This window comes from Pseudoalteromonas sp. A22 (assembly GCF_018141345.1).
Lineage (GTDB): Bacteria > Pseudomonadota > Gammaproteobacteria > Enterobacterales > Alteromonadaceae > Pseudoalteromonas > Pseudoalteromonas maricaloris.
Genome location: NZ_CP047238.1, coordinates 152,349 through 170,263 on the forward strand (window position 1 = coordinate 152,349; position 17,915 = coordinate 170,263).

The window sequence follows — 17,915 nt, forward strand, 5'->3', positions numbered from 1 at the left end:
CCAGTAGCCAACCGTGAACAGATGGAAGTGGCGGATCTGATCGGCTTTTTTGTCAATACCTTAGTACTGCGCTGTGATTTATCCGGTGAGCCCAGATTTTTTGATGTTCTGGCACAAAGCAAACAAATGTTGCTGGATGCCTATGCCCATCAACAGGTCCCTTTTGAGCAGGTGGTCGAACGGCTGCAGCCTGAGCGTAGCCTGAGCCACAGCCCGTTATTCCAGGTGATGCTGGCGCTGCAAAATAATGAACAAGGCAATTTGTCATTACCGGGAATAAGTTTATCTCAGTTAAATTTAAACCAGGGTGACGTGTCACAATTTGATTTAACCTTAAATGTTGCTGAAAAACCGGATGGGTTGACCTTGAGCTGGGTGTTTAATACCGATTTGTTTGAGTGCGACACAATAGCGCGTATGGCGGAGCATTTTGAGGTCTTGTTATCCGCTCTGGTACAGGCACCTGAGCAGGATGTCTTTAGCCATGAGCTGGCGACGGCGCAGGAGCGGGAGCAGTTACTTGGGCGCTGGAATAATACCGAGGTAGAAGTACCATTGGAGTACTGTCTCCATGAACTCTTCGCGGAGCAGGCTGATCGTTTTCCGAAGAAAGCCGCTCTAGTCTGTGATGGCATGAGCCTTAGTTACGGTGAGTTAAACCGCCGCGCGAATCAGTTGGCCCATTACCTGAAAGCGCAGGGGGTGAAAGCGCAGACGTTAGTCGGGCTTTGTGTTGAACGCTCGGTGGATATGGTGGTAGGCATTCTGGGGATCCTCAAAGCTGGTGGGGCCTATGTGCCGCTTGACCCGGCTTATCCGCAGGCACGACTGGCCTATATGCTTAGCGACACGAACGTCGCTCTGGTACTGGCCCAGCAAAGTGTGCTGAAGCAATTACCTGTATTTGATGGCCAAGTGATATGCCTAGACGATGAAGCATTACAGGCCGAACTGATGACTATGCCAGTACAGAGTCTAATCGTCTCGGGATTAACGCCCTCTCATCTAGCTTATGTGATTTATACTTCAGGTTCTACTGGGCAGCCCAAAGGGGTAATGGTAGCGCATGAGTCGGTGACTGCTTTTGCTGTGAATAACCGCTATGTGGCGGTGTCCGAGGTTGAGCATGTAGCCAGCCTATCGTCTTATGCCTTTGACGGTTTTGTGTTTGATTTATTCTTTTCGCTGTTAAATGGTAAGACCGTGAGCCTGCTTGGGAAGAATCATATTTTAGATAGCGGGTCATTTAAATCGGCATTAACGGCCAATGGTATAGATACCTTTTTCACCACAACCGCATTATTTAACCAAATGATCCTCAATGACACCTTAGGGGATAGCGGGGTGAAAAACGTCTTGTTTGGTGGTGAAAAGGCGGATCCCGGCTTGGTTGAAAGGGCAGTTCAGCGCTATCCAAGCATTGCCTTTACTCATGTGTACGGGCCGACGGAAACCACGGTTTTTGCTTCAGCCCATCATTTTGGCGATGAAGTGGACCCGGCGATCCCGATAGGAAAGCCTTTGCACAACAAGCAATGTTATGTGCTCGATGCTGCCTTGAACCCTGTGCCGGTGGGCGTAGTCGGAGAGCTATATATAGGGGGACTGGGATTAGCCCGAGGTTACCTGAACCATCCGGCATTGACGGCAGAGAAGTTTGTTATCAATCCTTTTTATGATGAAAAGAACAGCCGCAGCAGTAAACAGCTCTATCGCACAGGGGATTTGGTGCGCTGGCTGGCGAATGGCTCTTTGGTCTTTATAGCGCGAGCGGATCACCAGGTGAAGGTGCGGGGATTTCGGATTGAATTGGGGGAAATTGAGCATGCACTGACAGGGCAGAGTGAGATCAAAGAAGCCGTGGTACTTGCTCGTGAAATCGGTGACAACAATACACAGCTGGTGGCCTACCTGGTGAGTAGTGAAGCAGGGCAGCAGGATGCGGAATTGATTGAGCAAGTACGTGGGCATTTACGCCAGGTATTACCAGATTATATGGTGCCGGCGGCTTTTGTTGTCTTGGATGCTTTACCGCTAAGTGCCAACGGCAAAGTAAACCGTCATGCGTTGCCGGAGCCGGATATGGAGGCTTTAAGGGCAGAGTATATCGCTCCGCAAACGGAGACGGAAATACGCTTGAGTGAAATTTGGCAGCAGCTACTGGGCATAGCAAGTGTCGGTCTTGGGGATAATTTCTTTGATTTGGGGGGCCACTCCCTGCTGGCCACCAAACTGGCCGCCCGCTGCAGCGAAGCCTTTGAGGTGACTTTGCCGCTGCGGGAGATTTTCAACCAGCCGAAGCTGGCAGCGCTGGCGGCCTTTATCGACAGCTGTGACCGGGGACTGCAAGGTCCGCCACTTCTGCCGGTGTCCCGAGAGCAAGCCTTACCCCTGTCTTATGCACAGCAAAGGCTATGGCTGCTGGATAAAATCGACGGCGGCAGCACCCATTACAATATGCCGGCGGCGTTAAAACTGACTGGCACCCTCAACCAGGACGCCTTGAAGCAGGCCTTTAGCGCTATCGTGGTGCGTCATGAAAGCCTACGTACATGTTTTATTGGCGGCGATGACGGCGAGCCAATCCAGGTGCTCCAAGAAGCGGACACTTTTGATATCCCGTTTACGGACCTATCGACACTAACGACAGGGATCCGCGAGGCTGAAATTGCTGAAGTGATCGCTAAAGAGGCGGTCAGCGCTTTTGACCTGAGCCAGGATTTAATGCTTCGGACGCGACTGCTAAAAGTCTCCGATCTAGAGCATATTTTGCTGGTGACCATGCACCATATCGCTTCAGATGGCTGGTCCATGGGCATATTGGTGAATGAGTTTAGCCAGCTGTATCGCGCTTATGTTCAGGGAGAAGAAGCGTCTCTGGCTCCCTTGGCCATTCAGTATGGCGACTATGCTTACTGGCAGCGCCAATGGTTGCAAGGCGACGTGCTAGAGCAGCAGCTAGACTACTGGCAAAATCAGCTGTCGTACTTGCCTGTGGTGCATAGCCTGCCGTTGGATTATGCCAGACCTATGGTGCAAAGCTTTACCGGTGATGTTCATGCCAGCAGTCTTGATAAAAACGATGTCGCGCGTTTGACGGCCTTGTGTCAATCCCATGGCGCCACCTTGTTTATGGGGCTGCATGCTGCGTTTTCGGTTTTATTATCCCGCTATAGTAACGAGCAGGATATCGTGGTCGGCACGCCGGTGGCGAATCGGGAGCAATCAGAAATTGCCGAGCTAATAGGCTTTTTTGTCAATACGCTGGTGCTGCGCAGCGATTTATCGGGCAGTCCAAGTTTTCATGATTTACTGGGGCAGAGCAAGCGCTGTTTGCTCGATGCCTATGACCATCAGCAGGTGCCGTTTGAACAAATCGTTGACCGTTTGCAGCCCGAGCGCAGCCTGAGTCACAGCCCGCTGTTTCAGGTGATGCTATCGCTGCAAAACAATGATCAGGGCAGCTTATCGTTGCCGGGATTAGAGTTGTCGATGGTGGAAGGCGGCGGACAAACCGCGAAGTTCGACCTGACCCTGAATATGGCAGAGGAGGCCGGTGGCCTCGGGCTCTATTGGGAGTTTAATACGGCTGTCTTTAAAGACGAGACGATAGTGCGTATGGCGGAGCACTTTGAGGTGTTGCTGAGCGCCCTGTTGCAGTCACCTGAGCGAGATGTGTTCAGTCATGAATTGGTGACCAGCCGGGAGCGTGAACAGCTGCTTGAAAGCAGTCAGGATATTGAGTGCTTAACCCCGTCAAGGAGCTGCCTGCATGAATTATTTGAAGAGCAGGCAGCGCGCCACCCGGAGAAAATAGCCCTAGTATATGAAGCAAGCCGTCTTAGTTATGGCGAGTTAAACCGCCGCGCCAACCAATTAGCTCGCTACCTGACGGCACAGGGAGTGAAGCCGGATACTTTAGTGGGACTTTGCGTTGAGCGCTCGCTGGAGACGGTGGTCGGTATGTTGGCTATTCTCAAGGCAGGCGGGGCCTATGTACCGCTTGACCCGGCCAATCCACAGTCCCGCCTGACGTATATGCTTGAAGACAGCGGTGTGCAAACCGTGCTGACTTCACAAGCGGTGCTGGCGCAATTACCGGTGTTGGCGGATAAGGCCCTGTGTCTGGATGACGAAGCCGTACAGGCACAGTTGTCGGACATGTCGGTGCAGAACCTGTCAGTATCTTCGCTGGGCCTTGCGTCCCATCATCTGGCTTATGTTATTTATACCTCAGGCTCTACCGGGCAACCTAAAGGGGTGCTGGTACAGCATAACAATGTGACCCGCCTACTAGGCACCTCACAAGCGCATTTTGACTTTAGTGAAGCTGATGTCTGGACCCTGTTCCATTCCTACGCCTTTGACTTCTCGGTGTGGGAGATTTGGGGTGCATTGGCCTATGGCGGACGTTTAGTGATAGTGCCTTACTGGGTATCGCGCTCGAGCGGAGATTTCTACCAGTTGTTGGTGCAGGAAAAAGTGACGGTCTTAAACCAGACCCCGAGCGCCTTTAACCTGTTGATTGCCGAAGACAGCCGTCGGGATGAACCACTGGCGCTGCGCTATGTGGTTTTTGGCGGGGAAGCCCTGAATTTCACTCAGCTTAAACCTTGGGTGGCGCGCCATGGCGATAACACCCCAGAGTTGGTCAATATGTATGGGATCACCGAAACCACAGTGCATGTTACCTATCGACGTATTCGGGAACAAGATCTGACGCAAGGTCGGGGTGCGAGCCTGATAGGTAAGCCACTGGCAGATCTGGATATTCTGTTGTTGAATGAAAAACAAGTGCTGGTACCGGACGGTATTGGTGGTGAAATGTATGTCAGCGGCCACGGGGTTAGCCGGGGTTACTTAAATCGGGAAGAGTTGAGTGCTGAGCGTTTTGTGTGTTTACCGGGACAGGGTGTGAAACGCTTTTACCGCACCGGCGATCTGGCGCGCCGACAGGAGGGAGGTGAGCTTGAATATTTGGGACGAATAGATCACCAGGTGAAGGTACGGGGCTTTCGTATAGAGCTGGGTGAAATAGAGCATGCTCTAGCAACTCATAGTGACATTCAGGAAGCCCTAGTGTTGGCTCGGGACAATGGAGAAAACAACAGCCAGCTGGTCGCTTATCTAGTGGTTGACGACAGTGAAAGGGAAACAGGGGCCTTGATAGAGGATGTTAAGGGGCATATTCGTCAGGCTTTACCGGAGTACATGGTGCCGTCGGCGTATATGATACTGGAAGCTTTGCCGTTGACAGCGAATGGTAAAGTCAATGTTAAGGCACTGCCGGAGCCAGATATTGGATTATCCAGGGCGGAGTATGTAGCCCCTAAATCGGATACGGAACGGGCGTTATGTAGCATTTGGCAGCAAGTGCTGGAGGTGGAACGAGTCGGAATTATGGATAACTTTTTCCAGTTAGGCGGCCATTCCTTATTAGCGACTAAGTTGGTGGTTCGGATCAACAGTGAGTTAAATGCAAACATACAGGTAAAAGATATCTTTGCCTTAAGCACGGTGCGGGAATTATCCCGATCCCTAGCAATCGGTCAGCCTGGCATTGTTCAGCAGCAGTTGGAGCAGGGATTACAAGAGATAGATAAATTCAGACATAATATTGAAAACCATGCTGTTTTGAAGCAGCAGTTGCCAGACGATTGTGAAACCTTATTTCCGCTAAGTGCTATTCAGCAAAGTATGGTCTATTTCGCCCAGACCCAACCTGAAGTGCCTATCTATCATGATCAATTTCCTTTTGTACTGGAATGGGTGGACTTTGATTTAGCGCTCTTCAATCAGGCGTTCGAATATATATGTCAGGCACACTCTATTTTAAGAACGAGCTTTGCCGTTAATGGTTTTGATGAGCCGGTGCAATTTGTACATAGGAAATCACAGTTAAATATCGGCATCGAGGACATATCCGATGCTGCGCCAGACATTCAAAAGCAACAGATAGAGGACTATTGTCGGAAAGATCTAAATAATAAGTTTACTTTCAAAGTCAACGAGTTGTTATGGAGGGTGAAGCTTTTCTCCCTAAGCTCAGGCCGAGTATGTATTATCCTGACAGTACAGCATGCTATTTTGGACGGGTGGAGTTTAAATCTTATGGTGTCTGAACTCTTGGCTAATTATGCCCGCTTGAAAGATGGTCACCGGGACTTGATCCCAGCGCCTGAGTCCACTTACCGGGATTATGTCGCGATTAACTTGTATCGTAGCTGCTCCGATCAGACACAGGTCTTCTGGAAAGACTACTTACAAAATTATAACCGCATGAAGTTACCTTTTAATTATGCCGGTAAGCCGATTTCAAGCTCTAAAATGATGACGGCGGTCAAAGGTGAGGTCGATGCCTCATTGCTGCGTAAATTGCAGCAGCTGACGCAGAGTAAAGGTTATACGATAAAAGAAATCTGTTTGGCCGCACATGTGTATCTATTGTCCCTGATTACCGGAGACTCGGAAATCCTGACTGGTGTTGTGACCCATAACCGGCCCGAGATCAAGGATACCGACAGAGTTCTTGGCTGTTTTCTTAATACTATTCCACTGCGTTTAAATGCACATACTTCAATTAATAAACATGTATTAATTACCCAAGTTCGGGATTTTCTTCGCCAGGTCAAAGCGCATGAAATTTTCCTGGCAGATATCGCCAGGCTAGCCGGGGAAAATGATGCAAACGGCAATCCCTTGTTTGATGTCATTTTCAATTTCACCGACTTTCCTGAGCTGATGCCGGCTGCAGAAAGCAATATGTTAATTAACTCTGAGAAGGAATTGTTTGCCATCAATGGCTCTGAGATGACCAATACCAAGTTCGATCTGGAAGTGCATAAAAATGGTCAGCATGGCATGGCGATACAGATAAAGTATAGTGAAGAATATTTTGATGCCAAAGAAGTAGAGCTTGCCCTAAATCTCTACCTACAGATACTAGAGTTGATGGCGAGCAGTGAAGCACAGTTGTGCTCAACGGATTTAGTGGAATCTGTAGGTACAAAAAACACTCAGTTTAACGAAACCGATAAAGCCTATGCTTATACAAAAACAATGCATGCCTTGTTTGAAGAGCAGGTGGTTAAAGCACCTGATGCAATAGCTTTAAGGCACAATGGTAAGAGTTATAGCTATCAGGAGTTGAACGCTAAAGCGAACCGGATTTCCTGGATGCTGATCGGCAAAGGCATACAATCAGGCGATCATGTGGGTCTGGTGATGTCAAGATCCTTTGACATGATTGCCACCCTGTTAGCTATATTAAAAGCAGGAGCGGTTTATGTGCCTATGGAGCCGGATTATCCCGAGGCAAGAATCCAAGCAATAGAGGAAAGCGCACAGCTGAAACTGGTTATATTTGACAGACCAACGCAAGCCACCAATGCGCATCACCTCTATCTGCAAGAAGAAAATTACGCGACATTTTCAATAGAAAACCCGGGTCTGACAAAAGATGCCGGCGAGCTGGCATATATTATCTATACTTCCGGTTCCACAGGTAAACCTAAGGGGGTCAGGATTGCGCATCATCAGGCGGTAAATCTCATTAGCTGGGTGAACACAGAATTCACTGTCACCTCGTCTGATGTGATGCTTTTTATTACCTCGGTGACCTTTGACCTTTCCGTTTATGACATCTTTGGCACCCTAGCGGCCGGAGGGCGTATTGTGATTGTGGAACAATCACAGTTGCATAATTTTGAAGCTCTTTATGAAATAATAATTACTGAAAAAATCACTTTCTGGGATTCGGTACCCAGTACGTTAAACCATCTGGTCAGCGACCTGGATGAAAGACAAGCCGAGCTCCTTGGGCATCATTTACGCTTGATTTTCTTAAGCGGTGATTGGATCCCGACTATGCTGCCTTCCGCTGCAAAACACTGGTTCCCCAATTCCGAATTTATCAGTTTAGGGGGAGCGACAGAAGGAACCGTCTGGTCTAATTTTTATCGTGTGTCGGGTAAGGTAGAGCATTTAAGCAGTATTCCGTACGGCGTTCCTATTGACAATAACAGGTTCTATATTCTGGATGCACAACAGCAGCCTGTTGTTGAAGGTGTTGTTGGCGAGCTTTATATCGGCGGAGTTGGGGTTGCCTATGGTTACCAGAATGATCCCGTGAAAACCGAACAGGCCTTTTTTGATGATCCCTTTATTGAAACTAATATCAATGGTGAAAGGGCCCGCATGTATAAAACCGGCGACTTAGGACGAATTCTTCCCGACGGCAATATGGAATTGCATGGCCGTACTGATCATCAGATCAAGCTAAGGGGTTATAGAATCGAGCTGAATGAAATAGAGTCGGTGTTAAACCTTCATACTGGTATAAAAGAAGCGCTAGTAAATGTAGTTGAACTAGAAATTAACGGTAAAAAGAATCAATACCTCGTCGGTTATATTGTTTCTAAAAACAATAACAACCTTGAGACAGAGGTGCTCATGTCTTATTTATCTCAATATCTGCCTGAGTATATGGTACCTAAAGTGTTTGTCGATCTGGAGCAACTGCCGTTATCTGTAAACGGGAAAGTCGATCGTAGGGCACTGCCTATTCCTGAAATGGGGATGATTGATGAAGGATATCTCGCTCCCGAAACCGAGACAGAAAAAAGCCTGTGTGACTTGTGGCAGGAAACCCTGCAAGTTGAGCGAGTCGGTATCAAGGATAATTTCTTCTTGCTTGGCGGACACTCTTTATTGGCAACAAAATTAATAGCAAAAATGAATGCCGGATTCGGTGTGACTGTGCCTTTTGCCATACTGTTATCAGAAGCCAATGTCCAAAGTATTGCACAATACATAGATGCCGTAAGTTTAAATGATGCCAACCTCGATACGCTGGCTGAAAATGAAAATGTAGAAGAGGGATTATTCTAATGGTAAGTAATATCATATTAAAGGCAGCCACTAAAGGCATTCACCTCTACCTGAAGGATGGAAACTTAGCCTATAAGGCTCCAGAAGGGGCGCTTACCAAAGAGTTTAAAGAGCTTATCATCGAGAATAAAACGCAGATCATTGCCTCCTTGAAGTTACAGGAGCTAGAAACCTCCTTTGAGTATGCTCAATTAAAGCCTGTGTCGAGAAACGAGAGTTTACCCCTGTCTTTTGCCCAACAAAGGCTATGGTTGTTAGATCAAATCGACGGTGGCAGCGCCCATTATAATATGCCGGCGGCGTTAAAACTGACCGGTACCCTCAATGAGGACGCTCTGCAACAGGCGATTACCACTATCCTGTTACGTCATGAAAGCCTGCGCACCTATTTTGTTGCCGGCGACGATGGTGAACCGATACAACTGATCCGTGAGTTAGACAGCTTTGAGGTGGCGCTGACGGATCTGTCCGCACTTTCGCAGCAAGCGCTACAGACCCGAATAGCCGAAGCCGTTTCAACGGAAGCTGGGAAGCGGTTTGATCTGACACGGGATTTGATGTTGCGGGCGCAGCTGCTGAAAATTTCAGCTAAAGAGCATATCTTGCTAGTGACCATGCATCATATCGCTTCCGATGGCTGGTCCCAGGAGATCTTGGTCAATGAATTTAGCCGTTTATATACGGCCTATGCCCAAGGGCAGGACAACCCTCTGCCGCCGCTGGCGATCCAGTACGGCGATTATGCCCACTGGCAGCGCAACTACTTGCAGGGAGCTGTGCTGAATGAACAGCTGGCTTACTGGAAAAAACAGCTTGCTGACTTGCCGGTGCTGCACAGCCTGCCGCTAGATCACCCCAGACCGGCAGTGCAAAGCTTTGCCGGTAATCTCTATGTCTCAAGGATAGAACAAGCGACACACCAGCGCTTGATGGCCATGTGCCAAGAACGAGGCGCCACGTTGTTTATGGGATTGCATGCCGTTTTTTCTGTGTTATTAGCCCGCTACAGCAATGAGCAGGATATCGTTGTCGGCACGCCAGTGGCAAACCGGGAGCAGGTGGAAGTAGCCGGTTTGATCGGTTTCTTCGTCAATACTCTGGTGCTGCGGAGTAACTTATCTGATAACCCGAGTTTTCATGCGCTGTTAGAACAAAGTAAAAACATGCTGCTTGACGCTTATGCCCATCAGCAAGTGCCGTTTGAACAAATCGTCGAACGCTTGCAACCCGAGCGTAGCTTGAGCCACAGCCCGTTATTCCAGGTGATGATTGCCCTGCAAAACAATGAAACGGGTCATTTATCGCTGCCGGGACTTGAGCTTTCTGAAGTTCAAAAACAGGGGCCGGGGATCGCCCAATTTGATCTGACCCTGAATATCTCAGAAGCAGCAGACGGCCTGATACTAGCCTGGGAATATAATACTGATTTGTTTGAGGCTCAAACCATCGAACGTATGGCGGGACATTTTGAGGTTTTGTTGTCCTCCCTTTTAACGTCCCCTGAATTGGATGTTTATGCCCATGAATTAGTGACGCCACAGGAGCGTGAGCAGTTACTGGATACCTGGAACGATACCGCAGCTAAGTACCGCTCGGAGCTGTGTCTGCATGAATTATTTGAACGTCAGGTCGATACCCATCCAAAGAAAACCGCCCTGATCTGTGAAGAGACAAGCCTCAGTTATGAGACGTTGAACTGCCGCGCCAACCAGCTGGCCCATTACCTGAAAGCACAAGGGGTGAAGCCGGATACCTTAGTGGGGCTTAGCGTCGAACGTTCAGTGGACATGGTGATTGCCATTTTGGCCATCCTCAAGGCTGGCGGCGCTTATGTGCCTTTAGATCCCAGCTACCCGCAAACGCGGCTGAGGCATATGCTCAGCGACAGTGGCGTCACTTTAGTGCTGACGCAGCACAGTGTTCGGGAGCAACTACCTGACTGTTGCGGACAGGTGTTGTGCCTGGACGATGGTGCACTGCAGGAGGCGCTGACGAAGATGGTGGCGGATAACCTGCCGGTATCTTCGCTGGGACTGGCGCCCCGTCACCTGGCGTATGTTATCTATACCTCGGGCTCTACCGGGCAACCTAAGGGGATCATGGTGCAGCATCAGGCGATGCTTGTGCGCCAGGATGGCTGGAACCGGGTGTTTGACTTGGAAAAGCGTCCGCCTGTGGTATTACAAATGGCGGGACTGTCAGTCGATATCCTGCTTGGCGATATGATGAAAGCCCTCGGCTGCGGCGGACGGCTGGAGATTTGCCCGAAAGAGGTACTGCTTTCGCCGGATAAGCTGTATCAGATGATCCAAAGCCGGGAGATCACCTATGGCGACTTTGTTCCGGCGGTGATCCGCGCTTTGACGGATCATTTGCTTGAAAGCGGGCAAAAGCTGGATGCGATGGCGTATATTTCAGTGGGCTGTGAGGCCTGGTACGGACGGGATCTGCGGCGTTTAAAAAGGGTTATCGGGGAAAATACAGAATGTTTTAACCTTTACGGGCAGACAGAATCGGTGATAGATGCCAGTTACTGCCGTGCCACGGAGCTGGTGTTAGCGGATGTGGACACGGTGCCAGTGGGGCAGCCGCTGGCCAATACCGGGTTGTATGTGCTTAACGAGCAACAACAATTGCAGCCTTATGGTGTTGCAGGGGAATTGTGCGTTGGCGGTAAAGGACTGGCATTAGGTTATGCCGGACGTGCGGGGTTAACGGCAGAGAAGTTTTTGGCACATCCTTTTACAGAGGAAGTGGGGCAAGGTTTATACCGCACCGGCGATCAGGCGGTGCGGCGGGCGGACGGCAGTCTACATTTTGTCGGCAGGGATGATGAGCAGGTAAAAATCCGTGGCTTCAGGGTTGAGGTAAAAGAAGTCGAAGGCAGATTGTTGGCACTGGAAGCGGTAAAAGCGGCGCTAGTGTTAGCGCGGCAGGACGAGGGGCAGCACAAACGGTTGGTGGGATATTTATTATTCGAACCAGGGCAAAGCTGCTCGCTGGCGGCGCTTGCCGAGCATATGCGGGCGGGGCTGCCGGATTATATGGTGCCTTCGGCCTTTGTGGTGTTGGAGTCTTTTCCGTTGACGGCCAACGGCACGGTTGACCGTAAGGCGCTGCCGGCGCCGGAAGGGGATGTATTAGGCGGCGAGTATATTGCGCCGCGCACTGAAACAGAAAAAACCTTATGCCGGATCTGGCAGGAGGTGCTGGGGCTTGAGCGGGTTGGTATTTCAGACAACTTCTTTGATCTGGGTGGGCACTCCCTGCTGGTTACTAAACTGGTGGCCCGTATTGGTGAAGCTTTTGAGGTCACACTGGCGCTGCGGAAGGTCTTTGAGCAGCCGAGGTTAATGGATCTGGCGGCTTTATTGTCCAGTGAGCACTCAGGTGGTATGCGTCCGCCGTTAACTGCGGTTTCCCGGGAGCAGGCTTTGCCTTTATCTTTTGCCCAGCAAAGGTTGTGGCTGCTGGATAAAATAGACGGCGGCAGTGTCCATTACAATATGCCTGCGGCGTTAAGATTAACGGGTAGTCTGAACAGTCAGGCGCTGCAGCAGGCCTTTAGTACAATTGTAGGACGTCATGAAAGCCTACGAACTTGCTTTGTTGTCGGCGATGACGGCGAGCCAGTTCAGGTGATTAATACGCCGGAGGCGTTTGAAGTGCCGCTTACGGATTTGTCTGTGCTGCCTGAAACCGAGCAACAAACACAGATTGATGAAGCTGTTGCCAAAGAGGCGGCCGCGGCCTTTGAGCTGAGCCGAGATTTAATGCTGCGGGCGCGCTTGCTTAAAGTTGCCGAGCAGGAACATATTTTGCTGGTGACCATGCACCATATCGCCTCGGACGGTTGGTCGATGGGTATACTGGTGAATGAATTTAGCAGCCTGTATACGGCTTATGCCAAAGGGCAGGAAAATCCGCTGGCGCCTCTGGCGATCCAATACGGCGATTATGCTTACTGGCAGCGCAACTGGTTACAAGGAGCGGTGCTGGATGAACAGCTAGGGTACTGGGAAAAGCAGCTTGCCGGCTTACCAGTGGTGCATGCGTTGCCATTAGATCACGCCAGACCTGCGGTGCAGAGTTTTGCAGGTGCTTTCCATATCACTCATATCAATAAAAGTACTTATAAGGCTTTGACTGGCTTGTGTCAGGCGCAGGGGGCCACTTTGTTTATGGGACTGCATGCTGCATTTTCGGTGTTGCTGTCCCGTTACAGTAATGAACAAGATATTGTTATTGGCACGCCGGTGGCGAACAGAGAGCAGGTAGAAGTGGCTGGTTTGATAGGTTTCTTCGTCAATACCTTAGTGCTGCGGAGCGACTTATCCGGTAAGCCGAGTTTCCAGGCGCTGCTAGAGCAAAGTAAAAACATGCTGCTGGACGGTTATGCCCATCAGCAGGTGCCGTTTGAACAAATTGTTGAACGTTTGCAGCCGGAGCGGAGCTTGAGTCACAGCCCGTTATTCCAAGTGATGCTGGCGCTACAAAACAATGACGACGGTCAGTTATCCTTGCCGGATCTCAACCTCTCTATAGTGGAGGCTCGGGAAGGGGAAAGTGCAAAGTATGATTTAACGCTAAATGTGGTTGAAAGTGAGGATGGCCTAGGTTTAGGGTGGGGCTATAATACCGCTTTGTTTGAGCGCGACACAATAGCGCGTATGGCGGAGCATTTTGAGGTCTTGTTATCCGCTCTGGTACAGGCACCTGAGCAGGATGTCTTTAGCCATGAGCTGGCGACGGCGCAGGAGCGGGAACAGTTACTTGGGCGCTGGAATAATACAGAGGCAGAAGTCCCATTGGAGTACTGTCTCCATGAACTCTTTGCGGAGCAGGCTGATCGTTTTCCGAAGAAAACCGCTTTAATCTGTGATGGTATAAGCCTTAGTTACGGTGAGCTAAATCGCCGCGCTAATCAGTTGGCCCATTACCTGAAAGCGCAGGGGGTGAAAGCGCAGACGTTAGTCGGGCTTTGTGTTGAACGCTCGGTGGATATGGTGGTAGGCATTCTGGGGATCCTCAAAGCTGGTGGGGCCTATGTGCCGCTTGACCCGGCTTATCCGCAGGCACGACTGACCTATATGCTTAGGGACAGCGGCGTCAAATTGGTTCTAAGCCAATCATGGCTGACACTGCCTCAGGAGCAGGCTGTAGAGACCCTTTATCTGGATAAAGAGGATATCTTTGCCGAGCAGGCACAAGACAATCCAGAGATTATTGGTGATGTGGGGCCTAAGAGCGCTGTCTATATGATTTATACCTCAGGTTCAACTGGGCGGCCTAAAGGGGTAGTTATCGAGCAAAGGAATTTGTTGAACTTCCGCCAGGTTTTTGAACATCAGCTTGAACAGCTGGATGCGCAAAAGAGCAACTGGTTGTGGCACGGCAGCTTTGCTTTTGATGCCTCGGTTAAAGGGATTCTAGCCCTGTGCTCAGGCAATACCCTAGTGGTTGCAAGTGAGCGAGAAGCCTTGGAACCGTCGCAACTGCTAGCTCTGACGGCGCAACATGATATTCAAGTATTGAACCTGACACCGGCACTGGTTCCGGTGATGCTGGATTGCTTGGAGCAGGGAGATAGGGGCCATTTGCACCTGATGATAGGCGGGGAAGCGTTAGGTAAAGCGTTATGGGACAGGGTAGCGGCCTACGGGGCTCGTCATGACCGCCAAGCGCTGAATCTATACGGCCCGACTGAAACGACCATTAATGCCTCTTATGCTGTAATTGACGGGGAAGTGATGCCTCATATCGGCAAGCCTGTGGCCAATACCCAGTTTTATGTGATGGACAGTCGCCAGCAGCTGGTGCCGACTGGGGTGGTGGGTGAGCTTTATATCGGGGGGGCGGGTGTTGCCCGCGGCTACCTGAACAGAGATGAGCTGACAGCGGAGAAATTTGTGGCCAACCCTTATTTTGACGCTAAGGACAGCAACAGCTGCCGGCGTTTATATCGCAGTGGCGACTTAGTGCGCTGGCGGGCAGATGGGGAGCTGGAATTTATTGGCCGTATCGACCATCAGGTGAAGGTGCGTGGTTTACGTATCGAGCTGGGTGAAATAGAACAGTGCTTGGTGGAAGATGCAGGAGTCAGGGAAGCAGCGGTGCTTGCCCGCGAAGCAGGAAATAATGACAACCGCTTGGTGGCCTACCTGGTCCCGGGTGAGAGCCTGAAGGATGAAGCAGCCTTTATCGAGGCGGTGCGTGAACAGCTGCGTAAGGCGCTGCCTGATTATATGGTGCCGGCGGCTTTTGTTGTTCTTGAGGCTTTGCCGTTAACGGTCAACGGTAAGCTCAACCGCCATGCTTTGCCGGAACCGGATCTTGATAAATTCACTGCTGAATATAGTGCGCCGCAGACCGAGACCGAAAAAACCTTGGCGCTTATCTGGCAGCGGCTACTGGGCATAGCAAGTGTCGGGCTTGGGGATAATTTCTTTGATTTGGGGGGCCACTCCCTGCTGGCCATAAAACTGGCCGCCCGCTGCAGCGAAGCCTTTGAGGTGACTTTGCCGCTGCGGGAGATTTTCAACCAGCCTAAGCTGGCAGCGCTGGCGGCCTTTATCGACAGCTGTGACCGGGGACTGCAAGGTCCGCCACTTCTGCCGGTGTCCCGAGAGCAAGCCTTACCCCTGTCTTATGCACAGCAAAGGCTATGGCTGCTGGATAAAATCGACGGCGGCAGCACCCATTACAATATGCCAGCGGCGTTAAAACTGACTGGCACCCTCAACCAGGACGCCTTGAAGCAGGCCTTTAGCGCTATCGTGGTGCGTCATGAAAGCCTACGTACATGTTTTATTGGCGGCGATGACGGCGAGCCAATCCAGGTGCTCCAAGAAGCGGACACTTTTGATATCCCGTTTACGGACCTATCGACACTAACGACAGGGATCCGCGAGGCTGAAATTGCTGAAGTGATCGCTAAAGAGGCGGTCAGCGCTTTTGACCTGAGCCAGGATTTAATGCTTCGGACGCGACTGCTAAAAGTCTCCGATCTAGAGCATATTTTGCTGGTGACCATGCACCATATCGCTTCAGATGGCTGGTCCATGGGCATATTGGTGAATGAGTTTAGCCAGCTGTATCGCGCTTATGTTCAGGGAGAAGAAGCGTCTCTGGCTCCCTTGGCCATTCAGTATGGCGACTATGCTTACTGGCAGCGCCAATGGTTGCAAGGCGACGTGCTAGAGCAGCAGTTGGACTACTGGCAAAATCAGCTGTCGTACTTGCCTGTGGTGCATAGCCTGCCGTTGGATTATGCCAGACCTATGGTGCAAAGCTTTACCGGTGATGTTCATGCCAGCAGTCTTGATAAAAACGATGTCGCGCGTTTGACGGCCTTGTGTCAATCCCATGGCGCCACTTTGTTTATGGGGCTGCATGCTGCGTTTTCGGTTTTATTATCCCGCTATAGTAACGAGCAGGATATCGTGGTCGGCACGCCGGTGGCGAATCGGGAGCAATCAGAAATTGCCGAGCTAATAGGCTTTTTTGTCAATACACTGGTGCTGCGCAGCGATTTATCGGGCAGTCCAAGTTTTCATGATTTACTGGGGCAGAGCAAGCGCTGTTTGCTCGATGCCTATGACCATCAGCAGGTGCCGTTTGAACAAATCGTTGACCGTTTGCAGCCCGAGCGCAGCCTGAGTCACAGCCCGCTGTTTCAGGTGATGCTATCGCTGCAAAACAATGATCAGGGCAGCTTATCGTTGCCGGGATTAGAGTTGTCGATGGTGGAAGGCGGCGGACAAACCGCGAAGTTCGATCTGACCCTGAATATGGCAGAGGAGGCCGGTGGCCTCGGGCTCTATTGGGAGTTTAATACGGCTGTCTTTAAAGACGAGACGATAGTGCGTATGGCGGAGCACTTTGAGGTGTTGCTGAGCGCCCTGTTGCAGTCACCTGAGCGAGATGTGTTCAGTCATGAATTGGTGACCAGCCGGGAGCGTGAACAGCTGCTTGAAAGCAGTCAGGATATTGAGTGCTTAACCCCGTCAAGGAGCTGCCTGCATGAATTATTTGAAGAGCAGGCAGCGCGCCACCCGGAGAAAATAGCCCTAGTATATGAAGCAAGCCGTCTTAGTTATGGCGAGTTAAACCGCCGCGCCAACCAATTAGCTCGCTACCTGACGGCACAGGGAGTGAAGCCGGATACTTTAGTGGGACTTTGCGTTGAGCGCTCGCTGGAGACGGTGGTCGGTATGTTGGCTATTCTCAAGGCAGGCGGGGCCTATGTACCGCTTGACCCGGCCAATCCACAGTCCCGCCTGACGTATATGCTTGAAGACAGCGGTGTGCAAACCGTGCTGACTTCACAAGCGGTGCTGGCGCAATTACCGGTGTTGGCGGATAAGGCCCTGTGTCTGGATGACGAAGCCGTACAGGCACAGTTGTCGGACATGTCGGTGCAGAACCTGTCAGTATCTTCGCTGGGCCTTGCGTCCCATCATCTGGCTTATGTTATTTATACCTCAGGCTCTACCGGGCAACCTAAAGGGGTGCTGGTACAGCATAACAATGTGACCCGCCTACTAGGCACCTCACAAGCGCATTTTGACTTTAGTGAAGCTGATGTCTGGACCCTGTTCCATTCCTACGCCTTTGACTTCTCGGTGTGGGAGATTTGGGGAGCGTTGGGCTATGGCGGACGTTTAGTGATAGTGCCTTACTGGGTATCGCGCTCGAGCGGAGATTTCTACCAGTTGTTGGTGCAGGAAAAAGTGACGGTCTTAAACCAGACCCCGAGCGCCTTTAACCTGTTGGTTGCCGAAGACAGCCGTCGGGATGAACCACTGGCGCTGCGCTATGTGGTTTTTGGCGGGGAAGCCCTGAATTTCACTCAGCTTAAACCTTGGGTGGCGCGCCATGGCGATAACACCCCAGAGTTGGTCAATATGTATGGGATCACCGAAACCACAGTGCATGTTACCTATCGACGTATTCGGGAACAAGATCTGACGCAAGGTCGGGGTGCGAGCCTGATAGGTAAGCCACTGGCAGATCTGGATATTCTG

2 protein-coding genes (both cut by a window edge) are annotated in these 17,915 nt (G+C 50.8%); both read left to right on the forward strand.

Annotation, left to right across the window (positions count from 1 at the left end; genetic code table 11):
- Nucleotides 1–8,889: the 3' portion of a non-ribosomal peptide synthetase gene (locus GSF04_RS05695; protein ID WP_211858990.1), read on the forward strand. It extends 1,008 nt beyond the left edge of the window; 8,889 of the gene's 9,897 nt are visible here — the last part of the coding sequence; its start codon lies beyond the left edge, outside the window; it ends in the stop codon at nt 8,887–8,889.
- On the forward strand, nt 8,889–17,915 hold the 5' portion of the coding sequence (locus tag GSF04_RS05700; protein WP_211858991.1) for a non-ribosomal peptide synthetase. The gene runs 831 nt beyond the window's last position; only the first 9,027 of its 9,858 coding nucleotides appear in the window; it begins with the start codon at nt 8,889–8,891; its stop codon lies off the right edge, out of view. The genes GSF04_RS05695 and GSF04_RS05700 overlap by 1 nt, the downstream gene beginning before the upstream one ends.